At 73.9% G+C, this 22,309-nt stretch carries 17 protein-coding genes; 3 read left to right on the top strand and 14 right to left on the bottom strand.

Features of this window, described 5'->3' with window-relative positions:
* Positions 1 to 88 precede the first annotated feature (88 nt).
* A complete protein-coding gene (locus tag ABZ801_RS32450) occupies positions 89 to 886 on the bottom strand; it encodes a class II aldolase/adducin family protein (protein WP_344956580.1) in 798 nt (265 codons plus the stop codon).
* Positions 887 to 1,047: 161 nt separating this feature from the next.
* On the opposite strand from ABZ801_RS32450, the gene ABZ801_RS32445 reads away from it, so the two are divergent.
* Positions 1,048 to 1,911, top strand: coding sequence for an LLM class flavin-dependent oxidoreductase (locus ABZ801_RS32445; protein WP_360705169.1), 864 nt, complete (start codon positions 1,048 to 1,050; stop codon positions 1,909 to 1,911).
* A gap of 57 nt (positions 1,912 to 1,968) precedes the next feature.
* Here ABZ801_RS32445 and ABZ801_RS32440 read toward each other — a convergent pair whose 3' ends face one another.
* The 7 genes from ABZ801_RS32440 to ABZ801_RS32410 all read right to left on the bottom strand — a co-directional run bounded on the left by ABZ801_RS32440 (position 1,969) and on the right by ABZ801_RS32410 (position 12,719).
* Positions 1,969 to 2,511 (bottom strand): hypothetical protein, encoded by a 543-nt coding sequence (locus ABZ801_RS32440; protein ID WP_360705166.1) that lies wholly within the window; start codon positions 2,509 to 2,511, stop codon positions 1,969 to 1,971.
* 46 nt (positions 2,512 to 2,557) lie between these two features.
* The gene (locus ABZ801_RS32435) at positions 2,558 to 3,409 is read right to left on the bottom strand and encodes a helix-turn-helix domain-containing protein (protein ID WP_360705163.1); all 852 of its coding nucleotides are present in this window, start codon (positions 3,407 to 3,409) and stop codon (positions 2,558 to 2,560) included.
* A 103-nt stretch (positions 3,410 to 3,512) separates the two neighbouring features.
* Complete coding sequence (locus ABZ801_RS32430; protein WP_360705160.1) at positions 3,513 to 4,262, bottom strand: hypothetical protein; 750 nt, start codon at positions 4,260 to 4,262, stop codon at positions 3,513 to 3,515.
* Between the two features lie 186 nt (positions 4,263 to 4,448).
* Positions 4,449 to 5,855, bottom strand: coding sequence for an aldehyde dehydrogenase family protein (locus ABZ801_RS32425; protein ID WP_360705157.1), 1,407 nt, complete (start codon positions 5,853 to 5,855; stop codon positions 4,449 to 4,451).
* 98 nt (positions 5,856 to 5,953) lie between these two features.
* Complete coding sequence (locus ABZ801_RS32420; protein WP_360705155.1) at positions 5,954 to 11,191, bottom strand: tetratricopeptide repeat protein; 5,238 nt, start codon at positions 11,189 to 11,191, stop codon at positions 5,954 to 5,956.
* Between the two features lie 220 nt (positions 11,192 to 11,411).
* Complete coding sequence (locus ABZ801_RS32415; protein ID WP_360705152.1) at positions 11,412 to 11,984, bottom strand: hypothetical protein; 573 nt, start codon at positions 11,982 to 11,984, stop codon at positions 11,412 to 11,414.
* Positions 11,985 to 12,014: 30 nt separating this feature from the next.
* Positions 12,015 to 12,719, bottom strand: coding sequence for a hypothetical protein (locus ABZ801_RS32410; RefSeq protein ID WP_360705149.1), 705 nt, complete (start codon positions 12,717 to 12,719; stop codon positions 12,015 to 12,017).
* 228 nt (positions 12,720 to 12,947) lie between these two features.
* Here ABZ801_RS32410 and ABZ801_RS32405 point away from each other — a divergent pair, with 228 nt between their 5' ends.
* Positions 12,948 to 13,391 (top strand): hypothetical protein, encoded by a 444-nt coding sequence (locus ABZ801_RS32405; RefSeq protein ID WP_360705146.1) that lies wholly within the window; start codon positions 12,948 to 12,950, stop codon positions 13,389 to 13,391.
* A gap of 45 nt (positions 13,392 to 13,436) precedes the next feature.
* Here the strand turns inward: ABZ801_RS32405 and ABZ801_RS32400 are convergent, their stop codons facing one another.
* The 6 genes from ABZ801_RS32400 to aceA form a co-directional block, all read right to left on the bottom strand.
* A complete protein-coding gene (locus tag ABZ801_RS32400; protein ID WP_360705143.1) occupies positions 13,437 to 14,405 on the bottom strand; it encodes an ATP-binding cassette domain-containing protein in 969 nt (322 codons plus the stop codon).
* A 19-nt stretch (positions 14,406 to 14,424) separates the two neighbouring features.
* Positions 14,425 to 15,243 (bottom strand): ABC-2 family transporter protein, encoded by an 819-nt coding sequence (locus ABZ801_RS32395; protein WP_360705140.1) that lies wholly within the window; start codon positions 15,241 to 15,243, stop codon positions 14,425 to 14,427.
* Positions 15,236 to 16,024, bottom strand: a complete 789-nt coding sequence (locus tag ABZ801_RS32390; RefSeq protein ID WP_360705137.1) for an ABC-2 family transporter protein — start codon at positions 16,022 to 16,024, stop codon at positions 15,236 to 15,238. The genes ABZ801_RS32395 and ABZ801_RS32390 overlap by 8 nt, the downstream gene beginning before the upstream one ends.
* A 457-nt stretch (positions 16,025 to 16,481) precedes the next feature.
* Positions 16,482 to 17,222 (bottom strand): hypothetical protein, encoded by a 741-nt coding sequence (locus ABZ801_RS32385; RefSeq protein ID WP_344956606.1) that lies wholly within the window; start codon positions 17,220 to 17,222, stop codon positions 16,482 to 16,484.
* A 94-nt stretch (positions 17,223 to 17,316) separates the two neighbouring features.
* Positions 17,317 to 18,801, bottom strand: coding sequence for a M1 family metallopeptidase (locus ABZ801_RS32380; protein WP_360705134.1), 1,485 nt, complete (start codon positions 18,799 to 18,801; stop codon positions 17,317 to 17,319).
* A 553-nt stretch (positions 18,802 to 19,354) separates the two neighbouring features.
* Entirely contained in the window at positions 19,355 to 20,638 is a 1,284-nt protein-coding gene (gene aceA, locus ABZ801_RS32375; RefSeq protein WP_344956611.1) for an isocitrate lyase, read from the bottom strand.
* A 149-nt stretch (positions 20,639 to 20,787) separates the two neighbouring features.
* Here aceA and ABZ801_RS32370 point away from each other — a divergent pair, with 149 nt between their 5' ends.
* Entirely contained in the window at positions 20,788 to 22,224 is a 1,437-nt protein-coding gene (locus ABZ801_RS32370) for a helix-turn-helix domain-containing protein (protein WP_344956613.1), read from the top strand.
* Positions 22,225 to 22,309 lie beyond the last annotated feature (85 nt).

The raw sequence follows: 22,309 nt of genomic DNA, 5'->3' as shown, positions 1-22,309 counted from the left end.
GGCCGACAAATCCCAAAAAGGACAGTCGAGACGTCAGTCAGTCGGTGGGTCAGACCCACCTGCGGCGTCACCACGAACATCATCACTGTCAGTCGAACAGGTCGGGCTGCTCGCGGGTGATCTGGTCGTACAGCGGCTGGTAGTTGATCCAGCCGACCAGGTCGTTGCCGATCTGCCGGTGGGTGAGCACCGCGTTGTCGTGCTCGATCGGCACCACCGGGCCCGCCGCCTTGGCCAGCAGCTGCACCTGGCACGAGCGCTCCATGGTGATGAACCACCAGGCGGCGGCGTCGACGGTGTCGCCGACGGTGAGCAGGCCGTGGTTGCGCAGGATGACCGCCTTGGTGCCGCCGAGCGCGGCGGCGATGCGCTTGCCCTCCTCCAGGTCGGTGACCACGCCGGTGTAGTCGTCGAACAGGCCGTGGTCCTGGTAGAAGGCGCACACGTCCTGGGTGATCGGCTCCAGCTTCTGGCCGAGCGCCGACAGCGCCCGCCCGTGCACCGAGTGGCTGTGCGCGGCGGCCACCACGTCGGGACGGGCCTGGTGCACCTGGGAGTGGATGGCGAACGCCGCCTCGTTGACCGGGTAGCGGCCCTCCACCACCTTTCCCTCGTGGTTCACCAGGATCAGGTCGCTGACCCTGATGTGCTTGAACGACATCCCGAACGGGTTGACCCAGAAGTGGTCGAGGTGCTCCGGGTCGCGCGCGGTGATGTGCCCGGCCACGCCCTCCTCGAAGCCGAACCTGCCGAACAGCCGCAGCGCCGCGGCCAGGCGCTCCTTGCGGTGCCGGCGCTCGTCCTCGACGTTGTCGAAGGTGGGCGGCAGCCGGAAGATCAGGTCCTGCGGCGGCAGCTTCTCGAGGAACTCCTCGTTCTCGGACACGGGCGACTCCTTGCCTTCGTCTGCGACCACCAAAGCGCACCGCGTCCGCGCCCGTCCAGACCCGGACGGGCGGGAACCCCGCTCACGGCCGCGGGCGCCGGACGCCGGCGACGGCATGGGATGATCACATTCGGCAGCGGGGGCACAGGGAGGGAGCGCGGGTGACGACACCGCAGATCAGCACGGTGATGTGGCCGACCACGTCGTGGCCGGAGGCGGGGCGGACGTGGCGGCGCGCCGAGGAGCTGGGGTTCGCGGCGGCCTGGGTGTACGACCACGTCGCGTGGCGCGGCACCACCCCGTGGTACGACGCGTACACGACGCTGGCGGCCGCCGCGGCCGTCACCTCCCGCATCCGGCTCGGCACGCTCGTCACCTCGCCGAACTTCCGGCATCCCGTGCCGACCGCGCACGCGATCAAGACGATCGACCACGTCAGCGGGGGACGGCTCACCGTCGGCATCGGCGCGGGCGGCGGCACCCGCCGGTCCGACGCGGGCATCCTCGGCGGCCCCGACTGGTCGCCGCGCGAACGCGCGTCGCGGTTCGAGGAGTGGGTGCGGCTGCTCGACCTGGTGCTGCGCGGCCCGGAGACCACCTTCACCGGCACCTACTACTCGGCGCGGGAGGTGCTGACCGAGCCCGGCTGCGTGCAGCGGCCCCGGGTGCCGTTCGCGATCGCCGCCACCGGTCCCCGCGGCATGCGGCTGGCCGCCCGGTACGGCGCGATGTGGGTCACCACCGCGGGCGACGCCGACGATCCGCGCGCGACCGTGCGCGACCAGCTCGCCCGCCTGGACGAGGCGTGCGCCGCCGAGGGACGCGACCCCGCCGAGCTGCGGCGGCTGTTCCTGACCGGCTTCACCCACGAGCCGTGGCTGCGCTCGGCCGAGTCGTTCGCCGACCTCGCCGGAGCCTACGCCGAGCTCGGCATCACCGACATCGCCGTGCACTGGCCCCGCCCCGGCACCGACTGGGACGCCGACATGAAGGTGTTCGAGGCCGTGGCCGCCAGTTCCGGGTGAACCCGGTGGGATGAGACGCGAACGGAGGCGGGACGTCGCGGCCGCGTGCGCGGGCCGTCACATGCGGTACCGGCCGCCTTCCACGCCCCACTCGCCGAACGGCGGGCCCCTGCCCGCGTCCATCGCCGCGCACGCCTCCTCGTCCAGGCGGGCGAACACGAGCCTGCGCACCGCGAGCCGCCGTGCCGCCTCGACGGTCTGCCGCATCCCGGGCGTCCCGGCGAAGACGAGGTCGGCGTCCTCGGCCCACAGCGGCAGCCCCCGGCACTCGGGCGCCCAGACCGCCGTGTGGTGGCCCGCCGCTATCCGGTAGCCGACCGGCGCGTCCCCCGGGAGCGGCAGCGGCTCCACGTGCAGCGCCCCGTGCCTGAACGAGGCGACGGCCGGATGCGGCATGCCGCTGTCGCCGGCGATCCGGCACAGCTCGGGGTAGACGGCGTCGTCCCGGCGGCGCACCAGCCATGCCTGGACGGTCTCCGGCGGCTCCGACCCCGGGCCGCCGTCGAACCCGACGTGCGTGCGCCCGTACTCGACCAGCAGCCCGGCGGGCGCGAACCTCGCCGAGCCCGCCGTGCCGACCCCGAGCAGCATCAGGCGCACACTCCGATCGTCACCCCGCCCGCCGTCGCCGGTAAACCATGCCCGGTCAGGGGTTGGGGCTGGTGGTGGTCAGGGACATGGCGGCCTGGGCGGCGAGCAGTTCGGTGGGGGTGCAGCCCGCGAGGGCGCGGAACTCGCGGATGAGGTGGGGCTGGTCGTAGTAGCCGCAGGCGTGGGCGACGTCGGCCCAGGGACGCCGCGGATGGCGGGTCATCATGCCCAGGGCGCGGTGGAAGCGCAGGACCCGGCCCATGACCTTGGGCGGCAGGCCGACCTGCTGCTTGAACCGGTCGTTGAGGTGCTTGCGGCTCCAGCCGACCTCGCCGGCGAGGTCGGCCACCGGGACGGCGCCGCCGGACGCGGTGAGCAGCTCCCAGGCGCGGCGCACCTCGGGGGCGGGGGAGGGGCCGGTGCCCAGACGGCGCAGCAGCAGCTCGTCCAGCAGGTCGAACCGGTCGGCCCAGGCGGGGGTCTCGGCGAGGCGGCCGACGAACGACGCCGTGCCCGGGCCCAGCAGGTCGGCCAGCTCGACAGCCGCGTTGGTCAGCCGCGCCATGGGGACGCCGAGCAGCTTGTAGGCGCCGAGCGGGGTGATGTCGAGCTGGACGCCCCGCAGCCCGCCCGCGTGCCGGTAGGCGCCGTGACCGTCCTGCATGCCCGCCGCGAACGAGGTGTGGCCGCCCGAGCCGTCGCCGGGGACGTCCAGTTCCATCGGCGCGCCGAGGTTGACGATCACGACGGCGGCGGGGAGGGGCAGGGTGCGCACGGTGGCGGGGAAGGCGCCGTACTCCCAGTAGCCCTCGTACCGGCGCAGGAACGGGCGCAGGGCGGGGTGGGGCGGCGCGGTGGCGCGCCACCAACCGCCCGCGTCCTTGATGACGACCGGCCTGCCGTGCACGGCGCCAGTGTCGCATCCGCCCCCGACAGAACCGCCCCTGACAGGAGCGTGTCCGACAGACCCGTGCCCGAGAACCCTCCGACGGGACCGCCCCGGGCGGCGGCTACTCGTAGATCTGCCCGCAGACGGCGATGCGGGCCAGGTCCGCCCACGACATGGAGGTGAGGGGCCGCACGTACGAGCGGGCCGCCGCGTCGCCGGACCCGGTGGACAGGGGGACGCGGGCGCCGTCCGTGGCGTCCCAGCCGCCGAGGCTTCCGGCGACCGCGCACTCCAGATAGGTCGCCGGGTCGAAGTTGTACCAGCGGGCCGGGGTGGCGCGGCGTCCGGAGCCGGGCGGGCGCGGCGCGTCCACGCCGAAGCGGGCGTGCGGGCCGGGCGGCGCGGCCAGGAAGTCCTCCAGGTCGGCGAGCTGGGACAGGATGACGCGCTCCCAGTCGGCGTGGCCGCGCGGTTCGTCACCCGGCAGCGACAGGTCCTTCGTGCTCCACGCCGGGTCGTAGTCGGGCGGCGGGGTGGTGGACGCGGCGGAGAACATGGCCGCGACGTCGTCGGGGGCGAGGGACTCGCGGTCGCTGAGCGGGGCGCTGACCTTCCACAGCGCCCGCAGGAACGCCGACAGCGACCAGGACGCCGCGCGCGCCTCCTGCCCCAGGTGCAGGAAGTGCAGGTACAGGTCGCGGTTGGTGCGCACGACCGGGCCGGGCGGGCCGGACACCCAGTACATCTGCTTGTGCGGCACGCCGCTCTCCAGGGCCAGCACCTGCGCCAGGGCCGCTATCCGCGAGTCGTGCGCGGCGACGTGGAACTCGTTGCCGTTGTCGTCCTGGCGCATGACGTCCCACGTCTGCATGCGGCCCCTCCACATGGTCGGCGCTGTGCACATCCCGGGCAGAGAGTCTCGCATCCGGGCAGGCGCCCACCAGAGGTTGAAAGGTCACTTTCTTGGAGCGAAACCGTATCCACCGACATAAGGGGACAAGAACGGCAGGAGGCCCCCGGCGTGTCCGGGGGGCCTCGCACGCCGGGGCTCTCCGCGTCAGCGCTTGGAGCGGTGGATCACCTGGATCTCGGTGAACCCGTACAGGCCCCACGGGCCGTTCTCCACGCCCACGCCGCTCCACTTGAACCCGCCGAACGGCTGGTGGGGGGCGAGCGCCAGGTGCGTGTTGACCCAGGCGGTGCCGCATTCCAGCTGGGCGGCGACGTCGGCGGCGCGGTCGGCGTCGGCGCCCCACACCGAGCCGGACAGGCCGAAGTGGGTGCCGTTGGCGCGGGCGATCGCCTCGTCCAGGTCGCGGTACTTCACGACCGGCAGCGCCGGGCCGAACTGCTCCTCGTCCACGATGCGGGTGCCGTCGGACACGTCGGCCAGGATGGTCGGCTCGAAGAAGTAGCCGGGCCCGTCGACCGGCCCGCCGCCCGCGGCGGCGCGCGCGCCGCCCGACAGCGCGTCGGCGACCAGCTCCTTGACCCGCTCGTACTGCGGCGCGTTGTTGACCGGCCCGTACTCGACGCCCTCGGTCATGCCGTCGCCGACCCTGGCGGCGCGGGCCTTGGCGGCCAGCGCCTCCACCACGTCGTCGTAGAGGCTCTCGGGGGCGTACACCCGCTTGATCGCCGAGCAGACCTGGCCGTTGTTGGCGAACGCCGCGCCGAACAGCCGGTCGGCGACGGCGGCCGGGTCGGCGTCGTCGAGCAGGATCGCCGGGTCGTTGCCGCCCAGCTCCAGGGTGACCCGCTTGAGGTCGGGCGCGGCCGCCGCCGCCACCCGCTTGCCGGTGGCCACGCTGCCGGTGAAGCTGATCTTGCGGGGCGTCTCGTGCGCGGTCATCCAGGCGCCCAGCTCGTCGCCGCCGGTCACCACGTTGAGCACGCCGGGCGGCAGCACGTCCCGCAGCACCTCGCCGAGCCGCAGGCTGGACAGCGGCGTGAACGGGGACGGCTTGAGCACCATGGTGTTCCCGGCCAGCAGCGCGGGCGCCAGCTTCCAGGTCGCCAGCAGCAGCGGGAAGTTCCACGGGGTGATGGCGGCCACCACGCCCAGCGGACGGCGCACCACCTCCACCAGCGCGGCGTCGTCGTCCTGGATCACCTCCCGGGGCAGCTCCAGGTCGGCGAAGTACTTCAGCCACACCCCCGCGCCGATCACCTCGGTGGTGGCGTCCTTGAGCGGCTTGCCCTGTTCCAGGGTGATGATCCGGCCGATCTCCTCCGACCGGGCGAACAGCAGGTCCGCGGCCGCCTGCAGCGCCTTGCGGCGGACCGCCTCGTCGCGGCGCCAGGCCGGCAGCGCGGCCCGCGCGGCGGCCATGGCCCGGTCGAGCTGCTCGCGCGTGCAGTCCGGGGCCTGCGCGGCCACCTCGCCGGTGGCGGGATTGACCACCCCGAACGTGCCCGGTGCGGAGACGGCCTCGCCATCGATCGTCATGGTGTAGTCGGACACCCTGGATCCTCCTTGGCAGCGGTACCGAATGAGGTTCAGTATTCCTTCCTCGCGGTGCCGCGGGCCAGCCCGGGGCGGGTCCCGCGGGCGTGCCCCGGTCAGGGCAGCCGGGACAGCAGGGCGCGGGCCTGCGGGGCGAACGTGGCGTCCTCGGTCTCCAGCGCGCGCAGCAGCGCCGTGCGCGCGGCGGGCAGGTCGCCGTCGCGGTGCCGGATCTCGCCGAGCCGGTAGGCGGCCTCGGCCACCAGGTCGGGCAGGTCGGTCAGGGACAGCGTCAGCTCGTAGTAGCGGACGGCGCCGTCCCGGTCGCCCAGCCAGTAGCACAGCTCGCCCAGGTGCGCCGCCGCCAGCCCCGCGTCGCAGTGGCCCGCGTCGATGACGCGCTGGTACCACGGCAGCGCGGCGTCGAAGTCGCGCGCCCGCTTGCCCAGCGCGCCCAGATACATCGCCGCGGTCGGGGACAGATCGGCGTCGCCGGCGTCGACCGCGCGCAGGTACCACCGGCGGGCCTGCGTCTCGTCCTCGTCGTGGTACGTCTGCCCCAGCGCGACCATCGCCCGGGCCGCGAACTCGGGGTCGCCGCCTTCGGCCAGCCGCCGGTAGACGTCCCGGGCCTCGGCGACCTCGCCCTGCTCCTCCAGCGTCTGGGCCAGCAGGAACACCGACAGCGGCCGGTCGTCGTCGGCGGCGGCGCGCAGCGTGCGCAGGGCCTCCTCGTGCTCGCCCCGCTCCATCTGCAGGTGCCCGAGCAGGCCGAGCATCATGGACGCGACGGGGCTGTCGGCGTCCTGGGACTGGCGCCGGGCCACCGCGTACGCGGCGTCCTCGTCCCCGGCGCGGATCAGCAGCCTGACGAGCTCGATGCCCGCGTTCACGCGGACGTCGGCGTCCTCGTCGTCCTGCAGTTCCGTCAGGATGGCGCGGGCCTCGTCCACCTCGCCGCCGGCGGCCAGCACGGCCGCCAGGTCGGCGCGGCGCGCCGGCGCCCGGGCGGGGTCGAACCCGACGGCCGCCTCCAGGTAGCGGCGCGCGGTGTCCACGTCGCCGCCGGCCGCGTGCGCGTCGGCGAAGGTCCTGGCCGCCTGCACCGCGTCGTCGTACGCGCCGGCCCGTGCCGCCAGCGTCAGCGCGTGCGCGGCCGCGGCGTGGTCGCCGGCCTCGTCCGCCTGGCGCGCGATGGCCGACAGGCGGTTCATCGCCCCCCGCGTCCAGTCGGCCAGCCGGGACCCGGGCTCGGCGTCCACCGCCGCGGCGGCGGCGAACGCCCCGGCGGCCCCCGCCAGGTCGCCCTCCTCGTGCAGCCATTCGCCGAGCAGGGGCCCGCCCATGGCGACGGCGACCGGCTCGCCGGAACGCAGCGCCGTCTCGTACTCGCGCAGCGCCGCGTCCCGGTCGCCCCCGTCCCTGAGCAGGCCGGCCAGGTCGAGCCGGAACACGGCGGCGGACTCCGGGTCGCCCTCGGCGATCGCGCGCCGCAGCAGCTCGGCGGCCCCCGCGTCGTCACCGCGGGCGCGGCGCGCGTAGGCCAGCGCCGAGTACGCCATCGCGACCGTCTCCGGGTCGCCGCCGTCGATCGCCCGCCCGGCCGCCTCCGCCAGCGCCTCGTCGTCGCCCTGCCGCTGCAGGAGCAGCACCAGCGCGCGCAGGGCGGCCGTCGCGCCGGGGTCGTCGACGGCGGCGGCGCGGGTGAGCACCTCCCGCGCGCCGTCCAGGTCGCCGCTCTCCTCCAGGACGTCGGCCAGCCAGCGTCCCGCCCGGGTCACCACCGGCGGCCGGCCGCAGTCCACGGCCCGGCGCGCGGCCTGCACCGCGGCGGGCACGTCGTCGCGGCGCAGCCGCAGGACGCGCAGGTTGTCCCAGGCCGTGCCCGCCAGCTCCGGATCGTCGTGGGCGGTGACCCGCAGGCACAGCCGCTCGGCCTCGGCGACGTCGGCGCGGTCGGCGGCCTGCGCCGCCAGCCCGAGCAGCGCCCAGCCGGCGTGCCGGGGACCGCCGGACGCCACGGCCAGCTCGTACAGCTTCGCCGCCTCGCCGGCCTGCCCGGCGGCGTCCAGCTCGTGCGCGGTCCGCAGGACGAGCTCGTAGGCCCGGTCGTCACCGGCGAGACGTTCGGCCGGGCGGCGCGCCGCCTCCACGTCCCCGTCGTGCAGGGCGACGATGAGACGGGCCAGGTCGGCCGAGCCGTGAACCTCGGTGAAGGCCGCCAGCGCGCCCTCGCGGTCGGCGTCGTCGGTGAGCAGCAGCCAGGCCCGGTCCAGCGCGGTGGCGGTGCCGAGCCGCCGCCGCGCCCGCCGCGCGACGGTCTCGTCGGCGTCGCGGGCGGCGCGCTCGAACGCCGCGCGCGCCCCCGCGTCGTCGCCCGCCTCCCGCAGGTGGTCGCCCAGCGCGACCAGCGCGTGCCCGGCGACCTCCGACCCGTCGACGGCGGCGCGTTCGAACGCCTCGGCGGCGCCGTCCACGTCCCCCGCCCGCGCCAGCGAGTGACCGAGGTTGAACGCGGCGACCGCGGCCGCCGGCGAGTGCGGATCGGCGGCGGTCTCCCGCAGCACGGCCGCCGCCTCGGTGTGGTGCCCGGCCGCGTCCAGCGCCGCGCCCAGCAGGAGCGGCGCGGCGTCCCCGAAGAACCGGTCGAGGATCTCCCGGGCCTCGGCGGCGCGGTTCTGACCGGCCAGAATCTCGCCGAGCCGGCGCGCGGCGTCGAGCACGTGCTCCTCCGCCTCGCCGTCGCCCGCCCGCTCGCCCTCCAGCACGCGCCGGAACGCCTCGGCGGCGCCGTCCGGATCGCCCAGGTCGTGCAGGCAGCAGCCGACGCCGTGCAGGGCGAACCCCGCGATCCACAGGTTGTCCCCGGTGGCGGCCGCCCGCCGCCACGCGGTGACGGCGCCGCGCAGGTCGCCCGCCTCACGCCGCAGCGCGCCCAGGTAGCCCGCCGCCTCCTGCTCGTACTCGGGATGCCCGGCGGCCAGCACCAGGGACAGCGCCGCGTCGGCGGACGCCGTGTCACCGGCGCGCTGCCAGGCGTGCGCGCATTCCAGGGCCAGCCGGGTGGCCATCCAGTAGCGCGGGTCGTCGTCGCCGTACGCCTGGACGGGGATGAGCGCGCGGACGGCGGCGTCGAAGTCGCCGTCCAGCAGCAGGCGCGCGTACAGCCCGCACAACGCCAGCTGCGGATCGTCCTGCGGGACCCGCGCGAACGCCTCGCGGGCCGCGGCCGGGTCGTCCGTGCGGACGAGGGTCAGGCCCAGCAGCCACGCGTGCCGGGCCGCGCGCCCGGCGTCGTCCGCGGCCACCGCCTCGGCGATGACGCGTTCGTACAGCGCGCACATCGCCGGCAGGTCGTCCAGCCGTTCCAGCACGCCCAGCAGCGCGCCGGCGGCCTCGTCCCGCACGGCCGGGAGACCGGCGAGGGCCGCCTCCAGCGCGCGGCGCGCCTCGGGCAGGTCGTCGTCGCCTTCGGCGAGCCTGCACCCCAGCCGCAGCGCCGCCCACGGAGCCAGCAGCGGGTGCCCTTCGCGGTGCGCCCGGCGCAGCAGCGTGACGGCCTCGTCCCGGCGGCCCTGGTGGACGAGCGGCTCCTCGTAGGCCAGCACGGCGTACGACAACGCCAGCGGGTCGCCGGAGTCGATGACCTCCTGGTACATCCGCGCCGTCGTGGCCAGGTCCAGCCCGAGGCCGCTGAGCAGCTGCGCCAGCATCGCCTTGGCCGGCGCCGCGGCCGCGTCGCCATCCGCGGCGGCCTCCTGCCAGCTCGCCACGCCCAGCTCGCGGCCGAGGCGCTGGTGGTCCACCGGGCCGCGCAGCACCGGATGCCGCGCCCCCAGCGGGGACCGCAGCGCGTGCAGGTACACCGTGGCCAGCAGCGACAGCTGCACGTCGCCCGCCTCGGCGACGTGTGCCAGCAGCTCCTCGGCCTGGTCGGCGTCGCCCTCGCCCAGCTCCAGCAGCGCCAGCGACACCTCCGCGCGCAGCGCGACCTCCCCGGTGCCGGAGTCGACGGCGCGGCGCAGCAGCCGCCGTGCCCCGGCCAGGTCGCCGTCGCGCAGCAGGTCCAGGCCCCGGTCGGTGTCCTGGACGGCCCGTTCGGCGTCCGGATCGGACAGCGGCGCGCGGACGGCGGCGTGCGCCTGCAGCAGCCGTGCCCGGTACGCCACGTCGGGGTCGCGATGGTCGGCGGCGATCCGCACGGCGTCCAGCACCGCCGCGTGCTCGGGCGACCCGTCCTCCACCCGGCGCAGCAGCGCGGCCAGGGCGAGGACGGCCTGTTCGGCGTACCCGTCGTCGTCCTGCGCCTCGTCCTCCAGCACGGCGCGCCAGGCGGCCAGCGCCTCGTCCGTCCGGCCCGCCTCGGTGTGCAGGTGCGCGAGGCAGGCCCGCGCGCGCAGTGCGTGCTCGTCGTGCCCGGCCGCGATCACCCGGTGGAAGATCGCCGCGGCGGCGTCGTCGTCGCCCAGCCGGGACGCCAGCCTGCCCTCCTCGACCAGCGCGGGAAGCCGGTGCTCGGGGCGGGCGTCCTGCGCGGCGCGCCGGTACGCCTCACGCGCCTCGGCGTACTCGCCCAGCTCGGCCAGCACCGCGCCGAGCAGCCGGTACGCGACGGGCAGGTCTTCGGGGCGGCCGACCGCCACCGCGTGCTCGACGGCCTCGCGCGCCGCCGCGTACCGCCCGCGGGCGACGAGCAGGTCGTGCAGCCCGAACGCGGCCGACGCCATCACCTCGGCGTCGCCGCACGTCAGCAGGTGCCGGAAGACGGCCTCGGCCTCGTCCGCCGCCTCCTCGTCGCCCCGGTCCGCCCGGTCGGCGAGGCCGGTGGCGTGCTCCAGCGCCGCCCGTGCCGTCTCCGGGTCGAGCGCGGCGTCCAGGCCGGCGGCGGACGCGCCCAGCCGCCCGGCGAGCTCGGCGACCTCGGGGTCGGTGGACCGGGCCGCGCGTTCCAGCGCGGCGCGCGCCCCCGCCGGGTCGCCGAGCCGCGCCAGCACGTGCCCCAGCGCGGTGTCGGCAAGGGCGCAGATCTCCGGGTCGCCGCCCTCGGAGGCGAGCGTCAGCGCGCGGTGCGCCGCCGCCCACTCCTCGTCGTCGACCATGAGCAGGCCCAGCGCCAGCGCCGAGCGCTGGGCGAACAGCGGATGTCCGGAGTCGACCACCGCGCGGTGCGCGGCGCGGGCCCCGGCCAGGTCGCCCCCGGCCTGCAGCACCTGGGCCAGCCGGTGCGACGCCTCCGGCGCCGCCTGCGGATCCCCCGAGGCGGCCACCTCCCGCAGCAGCGCGACCGCGGCGCCGGTCTCGCCGCGGTCCCACCGCCGCAGGGCCTCGTCGAGCCGGTCGGCCCAAGAAGACATTCCGGAATCCTCCACCCGGGGTCGTGCGGGGCGGCGGGCCCGCCGCGCCCTCGTGCGGACGGGCCGTCACGGCCCGTGGACAGGTTGCACAAGGTACACAGGCGGCACGGCGCCCGGAGGGGAATCGGTGATCTTCGTCGGCCGCCCGCCGAGCGGGGACGACGGGCGGCCGAGGACCATGGGCCCCGGGAGGACGTAACGGGGCCGGGGCGGGGCGCCGTCAGGCGCCGAGGATGCGGTCGACGAGCCCGCGGTAGTCGCGCAGCGCCCGCCGCAGCCGCTCGGTGTCGCCCTCGCCGGAGTTCCAGTGCTCGTTCAGCGCGCGCCTGCGCGCGGTCAGCGCCTGGCCGAGCGCGTCCACCACCTCGGCCGCCAGCCGGTCGGCGCGCTGCACGGCCTCCCCGGGGTCGTCGACGAAGCTCGCCTGCACGTCGCGCCAGCGCTCACGGAAGCGCTGCGCCTCCGCCGGGGCCATGAGCCGGTCGTCACGGCCGGAGCCGGAGTCGGCGTTCGGCTCGGGGAACCGGGTCGCCACCTCCTCCTTGGCCAGTTCGGGCCGCGTCGGCGCGGCGTGAGCCGGGGAGGGCCGGTCCGGGCGCGTCGGCGCGGTCTGCTCGGGAGACGCCGGCCGGGCGGCCGGCGCGGCATGCGGCAGGGGGTCGCCGTGCGGCATCGGCTCGGTGTCGCGGGACGGCTCGGCGTGACGCGGCGCCTCGGTGCGACGCGGCGGGACGCCGGCGACGCGGACGTCGCGCGACCGGCCGTCCGCGGAGTCGGCTGGATGGGTGGGCATGCTGGTCACCTCCTCGGGTGCGGTGTGCGGTCAGGAGCGCGGCATCCGCCGGCCGCCCTGCGGGACATCGCCTCGGGGGCCGCCCGCGTGCGCCTCGGCGTGCGGCTCCGCGGCGCGGGGCTCCGGAGCGCGGTGCCCGGGAGCGTGGTGCCCCGGAGCGCGCCCGTCCGGGGTGCGGGGCTGGGCGGCGTGGCGCTCGGTGTCGGGGACGGCCAGCAGGTCCTCGAACAGCGCCCGGTAGTGCACCATGGCCTGCCGCAGGTCCTCGGTGGACGCCTGCCTGTGCGCCGCGCGGGTGCTGATGGCGTGACCGCGCCGGTAGTGGTCCAGCGTCCGGCCGTGCTCCACCGACAGGTGCGCGACCTTCTCGTCGAAGTCGCGGGTCGGATAGCCGCGTTCGCCCATCACCTCGGTGACCAGCCGGTCGGCCTGCTCGACGGCCGCCTCGGGGGCGTCCACGAACTGCTCCTGCACCCGCGTCCACTGCTGCCGGTACTGCTCGCGCCGGTGCGGGTCGAGCTCGCGCAGCTCCAGTTCCTGGTGCCGCTGCTCGCGCGCCAGCAGCTCGCGCTCGGCGGCCGCGCGACCACCGTGCCGTTCGACGGCGCGGTCGTACTCGGGGCCGAATCTGCGCCGCAGCCGCCGGGTGCGCGCCAGCGTCCAGGCCAGGAACCCGGCGCCGGCCAGCACGGCGACGGCGACGACGGCGATGACGACCATCACTGCGGTCGACATGTCTCATCCTTCCACTGAGGTCGGAACGGATGCACCGCCAGATGCCCCGCCGTACGGCGTCAAAACGAACACCCCCGTTGGGGTGTGCGGATACCGGAATATCGGACACCGTTCTCCGTGGGGGAGAGGCGGACCTGATGCGCCGTTACGGATGTGCGTGGTGTGATGGGGCGGTACGGGCGTCCATCGGCCCGCCCCCCGCGGGCCGTCCGAAGGATGTGATGTGCGATGCGTCATGCGTTCGGACTGCTGCTCGGCGTCGTGCTCACCCCGGCGCTGCTGTACGGGGCGGCCTGGGGGTACGCGCAGGCCGCCCGGTCGTTCGACGTGGCCGGGCAGGACATCACCGACCGCACCCGCATCCACGGGTCCTTCGCGCTGCTGGCCGCGGTCGGCCTGGTGGCGGGCGTCGTCATCGTCGCGCGCTGGGCCTCGCCGCTGGTGTCGCTCGTCCCGGCACTGGTGCTGCTCGGCCTGTCGGCCTACTTCCTCGTCGACCCGGGGCGCGCCCTCGACCTGCCGAGCCGCGTCCCCCCGGCGGGCGACCTGGACGCCGGCCTGCGGACCCTGCTCGGCTCGGGCCTGTACGCGATGGTCGGCTTCGCCCTGCTGGCGCCCACCTGGGCGCCACGCCGCTGGTCGAGCCGTCCCGACGACGTCCCCCCGTACTGACTCCCGAACCGACGACCGAACCGGCTCCCGAAACCGGCCCGCCCCCTACCGGCTGGCGGCTCGGTCGTCGCGCGCCCGGCCGTACAGCCGGGTCACCAGCTCCTCGATGTCGGTCTCCCGCAGCGCGATGTCCACCACCTCGTGCCGCTCGGCGACCGCCGCCACCACGGCCGCCGCGTTCGCCTCGCGCGGCAGCCGCAGCCACTGCCGCGGCCCGTCCACCCGCACCGCCTCCACCCCGGGCAGCGTGATCGGCGGCGCGGGACGGGCCAGGTCCACCACGAGCTGCCGGTCGGCGCCGACGACGTCGCGCAGCCCCGCCAGGCCGCCGTCGTAGGCCAGCCGCCCATGGTCGACGATCATGACGCGGCGGCACAGCCGCTCGATGTCGCCCAGGTCGTGCGTGGTGAGCAGGACCGTGGTGCCGCGCTCGGTGTTCAGCCGCTCCAGGAACCCGCGCACCGTCGCCTTGCTCACCACGTCCAGCCCGATCGTCGGCTCGTCCAGCACCAGCACCCGCGGGTCGTGCAGCAGCGCGGCCGCCAGGTCGCCGCGCATCCGCTGCCCCAGGCTGAGCTGCCGGACCGGGGTGTCCAGGAACGGCCCCAGCTCCAGCAGCGCGGTCAGCTCCGCCAGCCGGGACCGGAACGCCGCCGCCTCCACCCGGTACAGGTGCCGGACGAGGGTGAGGCTGTCGCGCAGCGGCAGGTCCCACCACAGCGTGGTGCGCTGCCCGAACACCACGCCCAGCCAGCGGGCCAGCGCGGTCCGCTGCCGCGACGGGTCCAGCCCGCACACCCGCACCGTGCCCGACGACGGGGTCAGGATGCCCGTCAGCATCTTGATGGTCGTCGACTTGCCCGCGCCGTTGGGCCCCAGGTAGCCGACGAACTCGCCGGGCTCGACGCCGAACGACACGCCGTCCACCGCCCGCACGTGCGCCCGGCTCCGCCGGAACCGGCCCGTCCTGCGGCGGACGGTGAACGACTTGGTGACATCCTCGACCTCGATCATGCGCACTCGGCTCCCCCGGTCAGCTTCCCGTCGATCGGTAGCGGCGCAGCCCGGCCCGCCACGCCACCGCCGCCAGCGCGCACACCAGCGCCGCGACCAGCGGGGAGGCGAACCGGAACGCCGCGGGCAGCCCGAGCGGGTCGGGCCGGTCCAGCACGTACAGCGCGGGCTGCCAGTTCACGAACGCCAGCGGCACCACGAACGTGACGCCGCGGACGAAGTCCCGCGCGAAGATGTTCAGCGGGTACTGGGTGAGGAACGACCCGCCGTAGGTCACCGCCTTGGTGGCGCCGTGCCCGTCGACCAGCAGGAACTGCACCGACGCCGTCAGCACCCACAGCCCCCCGAAGATCGCGACACCGGACGCGACCAGCACCGGCACCAGGGCGACCCGGCCGGGCGTCCAGTCGGTCTCCAGCCGGGGCAGGGCGAGGACGAGCACCACGATCCCCGGCAGCAGCTTGCCGATCCGGCGCGGCGAGAAGTCCTCCGTGGCGATCTGGATCAGCGGGCTGACGGGACGCACCAGCATGGTGTCCAGCGTCCCCATCCGGATGTGCAGGCCCAGCCGCTCGGTGGTGCCCAGCAGCAGGTCCGCCACGGCGAACGACAGCGCGCTCGTGCCGTACAGGAACAGCACCTCGTGAGTGTCGAATCCGGCGATGCGCGGCGTGTGCGCGAACATCAGCATGATCGCCAGCACGTCCAGCGCGCTCACCACCGCCGTGGCCAGGCCCAGCAGCGTCATCGACACCGGGTACTGCGCCGCCGACCGCACCCACGTCCAGGCCAGCAGCGCGTACACGCGGATCGCGAGACCGCCCGCGCCGTCACCCACCGTGGATCACCAGCCTCCGCCGCGCCGCCGTGGTGAGCAGCCGCCCCGCGGCCAGCAGCGCCGCCGCCCACGCCGCCTGGAAGGCCAGCGCCGCCGCCAGGTCCGCTCCGCCGTGCTTGCCGAGGAACACGTCGGCGGGCACCTGGATCAGCGCCGCCCACGGCAGCACCCGCGCGACCTCGCCCAGCCAGCCCGGGAACGCCACCAGCGGCAGGATCATCCCGGAGAAGAACAGCGACAGGACCAGCGCCACCGCGCTCAGCCCCCGGTCGTCGTGCAGCCAGAACACCGCCAGCGCCACCAGGTAGCGCAGCCCGAACCCCACGACCACCGCCAGGGCCAGCGAGACCGCGAACGCCGCCGCCCCGTACGGGCCGGGCAGCCGCAGCCCGAACACCAGCGCGCCCGCCGCCAGCGGCAGCCCGCCGCGCAGCAGCAGCGTCCCGGCCGCGCGGCCCAGGTCGTCGGCCAGCCACCAGCCCTGCAGGCCCACCGGCCGGTACAGGTCGATCGCCACGTCGCCGTCCCGGATCCGCCGGGTCAGGTCGATGCCGCCGAAGATCTGCACCGGGCCGATCAGCGCCTGGGTCAGGAAGCTGAACGTGATCGCGTCGGCGACGTCGTAGCCGCCCAGCGCCGGACGCTCGTGCCACAGCGCCACCAGGATCCAGGCGCGCATGAACCCGAACGCGGTGTTGGTGACCGCCTCGGCGGCCGAACTGAGGGGATAGGCGGCGTGGCGGCGGAACGCGTACCACGCAACCCACGGAAGAACGCCCACTTGCCTAGAGCTTACGCATGATCACAGGGCCGTTCCACGGAATTGACGGGACAAAGGGTGGGCCCCGGGGTTTACCCATACCCCGGGGCCCTGGTGGATTTCCGCTCGCCTGCACACGCCGGCCGTTTAAGGAGACGGATCAGTCCTGAGGTTCTCGAGCTCTACCGGCTGAGCTACCGCGCCGCGAGAGGCGCGGACCAGATTCGAACTGGCGCCACCGAGAATGCCGTCCGTCCCCGGTCGGTCCGGCGATGAGCGGAGTGTGCTGATTCTGGAGCGAGAGTCTGAGTTTGAACCGCACGGCCGCTCTGCCGCTGAGCTACCCGGGGCCCGAGTACCCGGGGGAGGATTCGAACCTCCGGCTGTCACCGCACGTGGAATCAGACTGAGCCTCATCCTCAGCTTCACGCCCGGGTCGCCCCGGACGCGCCCCCGCGCTCCAGCGGGGGAGCCTTTTTCAGTTGTCGCGGCCGAACAGGTAGGCGAACACCGCGTCGCCCACCTTGCGGTCGCTGACGTCGATGTTGTTGGCCTCCTCGCGGGCGTACTTGACCGCCGCCTGCAGGCGCTCCACCCGGTCGCGCAGCTCGTTGACGCGCCGCGCGGGCATGGCGCCCGAGAACGACACCTTCGTCCACGTTCCCACGATGACGTCCTCGTGGTACATCTCCACCTGCGCCGGGTGCTTGTCGGTCGCCTCGTACAGCACGTGGCTGCGCGGGACCTTCTTGGTGCGGGCGGTCTCCACCGGCTCGCTGCGCCACACGTCCTGGCCCTCGTCGAACGTCCAGGTCTCGGCGGCGTCCAGCACCGGCAGGCGGCCGATGAGCGTGTGCAGCTCGGCGAGCTGCTTCTCCAGGAACAGCAGGTACGTCACCGGCACGCCGGACAGGATCGTCCGCCCGTCGACCACCACGTCCGCGCGGGCGTCGCAGTTGGCCCAGTCCTTGGTGGCGACGACGTCGAACAGCCGGGTCAGCGACCGGGCCGCCTCGCGCAGCACGTCCTCGGCCTTGACCTGCACCTTGGTCGACTCGGGCGGCAGCGTCTCGCCCTCGTCGTCGCGCGGCCGGTAGGTGCGGGATATACCGGACAGCAGCGCGGGCTTCTGCAGCTCGTGGTAGGCGTCGGCCAGCTCCCGCTGCGTGCGCGACTTGACGCCCTTCTCCACGGCGATGATCTGGTTGAGCCTGGCCATGAGCCGGCGTCACCCCTCCCCGTTCGTGATCGTGGGTCACGCTACTAAGGGAGGGGTGGGGCCGCATGCCATTTTTCGGTGGATGTCGGGTTCGCTACGGCAGTGGAGGCTTGCCGGGCGAGTAGATCCAGGTGCGGAAGAACGCGCTCAGGTCCTGGCCGGACACCCGCTCGGCGAGCGCGGTGAACTGCTCGGTGGTGGCGTTGCCGTACCTGTGCCGGGCCACCCACGTGCGCAGCAGCGCGAAGAACTTCTCGTCGCCGATCCGTTCACGCAGGAACTGCAGCACCATGGCGCCGCCGTGGTAGACGCGGTTGTTGAACATGGTGTCGCGCTGGGGATCGGCGATCACGACCGACCACCAGGGCGAGCCCGCCGGGTCGGGGTACGGCCGGGCGTTGTAGGTCGCCCGCACGGCGTCGGCGACCTTGGTCCCGCCGTGCAGCTCGTTCCAGTACAGCTGCGACCAGGTGGCGAAGCTCTCGTTCAGCCAGATGTCCTTCCAGCGGGCCGGGCTGACGCTGTCGCCGAACCACTGGTGCGCCAGCTCGTGCGCGATGGTCGAGGTGTTGCGGACCGCCGAGTACACCGGCTTGCCCTGCGTCTCCAGGGAGAACCCGAGCGGCTGGCCTTCGTAGCGGGCGTCGTCGGCGATGGCGCCGGTGGTGTTGAACGGGTAGGTGCCCCACGTCCTGGTCCACAGGTCGGTGGCCTCGCTGGTGGTGTCGAAGAAGAAGCCGACCGCGTTCGGCTGCGTCTTGAGCAGCTCGGGGTCGACGGCGGTGTAGTTGGGCGTGCCGAGCGGCGTCCGGCCCGTCTTCACGTCCCACCTGCCGATGTCGATGGTCGTCAGGTACGTGGCCATCGGGCTGTTCTCGTGCCACCTGAACGTGGTGGCCTCGATCGGCGCGGGCCGCCTGCTGAAGACGGCCTTGCGGTCCTTCTGCCCCTTGAGCACGCCGTTGGCGATGGCCCCGAGCCCCTTGGGGACGGTGATGGCGTAGTCGAACGTGGCCTTGTCGCTGGGGTGGTCGTTGGAGGGGAACCACGTCGAGGCGCCGTTGGGCTCACCGCCGACGAACGCGCCGTCGGGAGTGTGCAGGAACCCGTACGGCGACCCGAACACGATGGGCGAGCCGACGATGGTCTCCGGGACGCCGCCGTAGGTGACGGCGACGGTGAAGGTGCCGCCCTTGGGCAGGCCGCGCCGCGGCGTGATGACGAGTTCCTGGCCGTTGCGGGTGAACCTCGCCGTGGACCGGTTCACCCTGACCTTGCTCACGTGCATCCCCGACAGGTCCAGGTCGAACCTCGACAGGTTCTGGGTGGCCCGCGCGGTGATCGTCACGGTGCCGTCCAGCTGGTCGTGGTCGGGGTCGTAGGCGAGGTCCAGCGCGTAGTGCCGGACGTCGTACCCGCCGTTGCCCTCCAGCGGGAAGTACTCGTCGCCGACGCCGGGGGCGCCCGGGGTGAAGCGGCCCCCGCCGGAGGCGGCGGCGCTCGCCGCCGGTACCAGCGCGGCCACGCAGGCCGCGGCGACCGCGATGGGCAGCAGGCGCGAGGTGGTGCGCGACGCCATCGTCGGAATCCCCTCTCGTGAAGCGGGCTCAAAAGATCGACAATGCCTGCCCACCCTGACGCCAAGAGGGATCGAAGTCGAGATGTCGCGGGCCATGTGCCCACTTCCGGTCATGCGAAAGAACCGTGAGACGAGCTCACGGTTCCCGGACGTGCGAAGACGAGAAGGCCCCTCCGGGTGTAGGAACGGAGGGGCCTTCTACGCGCCGGCGGAGCCGGCCCGGTCCTCAGCGGTGAGCCTTACGCGGACTGAGGACCATCGAGACGGGATCCCAGGGGCGAGACAAGGATCCCGAGGAGGTCAAGCGACCGCAGCGGAGTCCTACGGAGCGAGGACCGCTTGGCCGACTGACGGGGGTGTGGGGGTCGTCCCCCACGTGGTGCTGTGGCCGCAGCGGAGCCCCGCAGAGCGAGGACCGCTTGGCCGACTGACGGGGGTGTAGGGGGTCGTCCCCCACAGGACAGCGTGACCGCAGCGGAGTCCTACGGGGCGAGGACCGCTTGGCCGACTGCCCGGGGGGTGGGGGGCGCCCCCAGAGACGACGCAGTGGCGGTCAGTGGAACTGCTGCTCCTCGGTGGAGCCCTTCAGGGCGGTGGTGGAGGAGTCGGGGTTGATGGCGGTGCTGACCAGGTCGAAGTAGCCGGTGCCGGCCTCGCGCTGGTGCTTGACGGCCGTGAAGCCCCGCTCCACCGCGGCGAACTCGCGCTCCTGCAGGTCGACGTAGGCGGTCATGCCCTCGCGGGCGTAGCCGTGCGCCAGGTCGAACATGCCGTAGTTGAGCGCGTGGAAGCCCGCCAGGGTGATGAACTGGAACTTGAAGCCCATGTGCCCCAGCTCGCGCTGGAACTTGGCGATGGTGGCGTCGTCCAGGTGCTTCTTCCAGTTGAACGACGGCGAGCAGTTGTAGGCGAGCATCTGGTCGGGGTACTCGGCCTTGACCGCCTCGGCGAACCGGCGGGCCTGCTCCAGGTCGGGCGTGCCGGTCTCCATCCAGATCAGGTCGGAGTACGGCGCGTAGGCCTTGGCGCGGGCGATGCAGGGCTCGATGCCGTTGCGGACGCGGTAGAAGCCCTCGGCGGTGCGCTCGCCGGTGATGAACTCGCGGTCGCGCTCGTCGACGTCCGTGGTGATCAGGGTCGCGGCCTCGGCGTCGGTCCGCGCGATGATCAGGGAGGGGACGTCCTCGATGTCGGCCGCCAGCCGGGCGGTGTTGAGCGTCTTGATGTGCTGGGAGGTCGGGACGAGCACCTTGCCGCCCAGGTGGCCGCACTTCTTCTCGGAGGCCAGCTGGTCCTCCCAGTGCACGCCCGCGGCACCGGCGGCGATCATGCCCTTCATCAGCTCGAAGGCGTTCAGCACGCCGCCGAAGCCGGCCTCGGCGTCGGCCACGATCGGGGCCAGGTAGTGCACGTCACCCGAGCCCTCCGACCACTGGACCTGGTCGGCGCGCATGAGCGCGTTGTTGATCCGGCGGACCACGGCGGGCACCGAGTTGGCCGGGTAGATGCTCTGGTCGGGGTAGGTCTGCCCGGCCAGGTTGGCGTCGGCGGCGACCTGCCAGCCGGACAGGTAGATCGCCTTCAGCCCCGCCTTGACCTGCTGGACGGCCTGCATGCCGGTGAGCGCGCCGAGGGCGTGGACGTAGTCCTCCTCGTGCAGCAGCTTCCACAGGCGCTCGGCGCCGAGGCGGGCCAGGGTGTGCTCCTCGTGGATCGAGCCGCGCAGCCTGATCACGTCCTCGGCGGTGTAGGTGCGCTCGACGCCCTTCCACCGGTCGTCGGTCTCCCACCTGCGCTGGAGCTCCTCGGCGGCGCCCTTGAGGCGACTGTCGCTCATGATCTTGCCCTTCTGTGTCGTCCCCTGGGTGCTTGTCTCGACTATGCCCACGGCGTCCCGCCCAGATGAACCGGTGAGTAACAGAAGATGTGGCGATTTTTCGCTAACATGAAGCCATGACGACCTTGCGGTCAGAAGAACCTCTCAACTTGACGAGTGACGTAGACCTCGTGACGTTCGGGCAGCGGCTGCGCCATCTGCGCAGGGCCCGGGGCATGACGCTGTCGGACCTCGGCGACCGGGTCGGGCGCGCCCCGTCCCAGCTGTCCCTGCTGGAGAACGGACGGCGCGAGCCCAAGCTGTCGCTGCTGCAGGCGCTGGCCGCCGCCCTGGAGGTGCCGGTGGAGGAGCTGCTGCGCCGCCAGCCGCCCAGCCGCCGCGCCCAGCTGGAGATCGCCCTGGAGGAGGCGCAGCGCGACCCGCTGTACCGGTCGCTCGGCCTGTCCCACCTCAAGGTCAGCAAGCGGCTGCCCAACGAGGTGATCGAGCACATCCTCACGCTGTACGGGGAGCTGCGGCGCAGCCGCACCAAGCCCACCGCCAGCCCCGAGGAGGCGCGCAAGGCCAACGCCGAGCTGCGCCGCCAGATGCACGAGCGCGGCAACTACTTCGGCGAGATCGAGCATGCCGCCGCCCAGACCCTGGACGCGGTCGGCTACCGGGGCGGCGCGGTGTCCCAAGGTGTGCTGATGGCGCTGGTGAGCCACTTCGGGTTCGAGCTGCGGTACGTCCAGGACCTGCCGCGGTCGGTCCGGTCGATCACCGACCTGCGCAACCGGCGCATCTACCTGGAGCGCGAGCAGCTCGGCATGCACACCCCCCGCACGATCCTGCTGCAGACGCTCGGGCACATCGCGCTCGACCACGAGGTGCCCCGCGACTTCGGCGACTTCCTGCGCCAGCGGGTGGAGGCCAACTACTTCGGCGCCGCCGTGCTGGTGCCCGAGCGTTCGGTCGTGCCGTTCCTGCAGGAGGCCAAGGCGGCCCGGGAGCTGTCGGTGGAGGACCTGGCCGACGTGTTCTCGGTGTCCTACGAGATGGCCGCGCACCGCTTCACGAACATGGCCACCCACCACCTGGACCTGCAGCTGCACTTCACCAAGAACGACGAGAACGGCACGATCTACAAGGCGTACGCCAACGACGGCCTGGTGTTCCCGCAGGACGAGACCGGCGCGATCGAGGGGCAGCGGATGTGCCGCCAGTGGGCGGGCCGCCACGTGTTCCAGGCCGCCGACCGGTTCTCCGTCTACTACCAGTACACCGACACCCCCAAGGGCACCTACTGGTGCCTGTCGCACATCGACCCCAGCCACGAGCGCGACTTCGCGATCACGCTGGGCGTGCGGTACGAGGACTCCCGCTGGTTCCGCGGCCGGGAGACCACCAACCGGCACCGTTCCGCCTGCCCGGACGGCGACTGCTGCCAGCGTCCGCCCGCCGAGCTGGCCGAGCGCTGGGAGGGCATGGCCTGGCCGTCGGCGCGGGCGCACTCGCACGTGCTGTCGGTGCTGCCGCCCGGCGCGTTCCCCGGCGTGGACGAGGCGGACGTCTACACCTTCCTCGACCGCCACGCCGCCGAATGACCGATGTGTTGTCGGGCTGTTAACTCTTCGGGTCGACTGCCGTGCGGGTGTTCCACCGGCGAATGAACTGCGATGAGCTGGCGTT

It is taken from the genome of Actinomadura sp. NPDC047616, from assembly GCF_040642915.1.
Classification (GTDB): Bacteria; Actinomycetota; Actinomycetes; order Streptosporangiales; family Streptosporangiaceae; genus Spirillospora; species Spirillospora miaoliensis.
The sequence above is the reverse complement of the archived record's forward strand: the minus strand, read 5'-3'. Positions and strand labels throughout refer to the sequence as shown.

What these genes read in the sequence shown, in the direction of transcription:
- ABZ801_RS32430 (WP_360705160.1), bottom strand. Translation starts at nt 4,262, where the DNA reads ATGCAGACGTGGGACGTCATGCGCCAGGACGACAACGGCAACGAGTTC.
- ABZ801_RS32420 (WP_360705155.1), bottom strand. Translation starts at nt 11,191, where the DNA reads ATGTCTTCTTGGGCCGACCGGCTCGACGAGGCCCTGCGGCGGTGGGAC.
- ABZ801_RS32415 (WP_360705152.1), bottom strand. Translation starts at nt 11,984, where the DNA reads ATGCCCACCCATCCAGCCGACTCCGCGGACGGCCGGTCGCGCGACGTC.
- ABZ801_RS32410 (WP_360705149.1), bottom strand. Translation starts at nt 12,719, where the DNA reads ATGTCGACCGCAGTGATGGTCGTCATCGCCGTCGTCGCCGTCGCCGTG.
- ABZ801_RS32405 (WP_360705146.1), top strand. Translation starts at nt 12,948, where the DNA reads ATGCGTCATGCGTTCGGACTGCTGCTCGGCGTCGTGCTCACCCCGGCG.
- ABZ801_RS32400 (WP_360705143.1), bottom strand. Translation starts at nt 14,405, where the DNA reads ATGATCGAGGTCGAGGATGTCACCAAGTCGTTCACCGTCCGCCGCAGG.
- ABZ801_RS32385 (WP_344956606.1), bottom strand. Translation starts at nt 17,222, where the DNA reads ATGGCCAGGCTCAACCAGATCATCGCCGTGGAGAAGGGCGTCAAGTCG.
- ABZ801_RS32380 (WP_360705134.1), bottom strand. Translation starts at nt 18,801, where the DNA reads ATGGCGTCGCGCACCACCTCGCGCCTGCTGCCCATCGCGGTCGCCGCG.
- aceA (WP_344956611.1), bottom strand. Translation starts at nt 20,638, where the DNA reads ATGAGCGACAGTCGCCTCAAGGGCGCCGCCGAGGAGCTCCAGCGCAGG.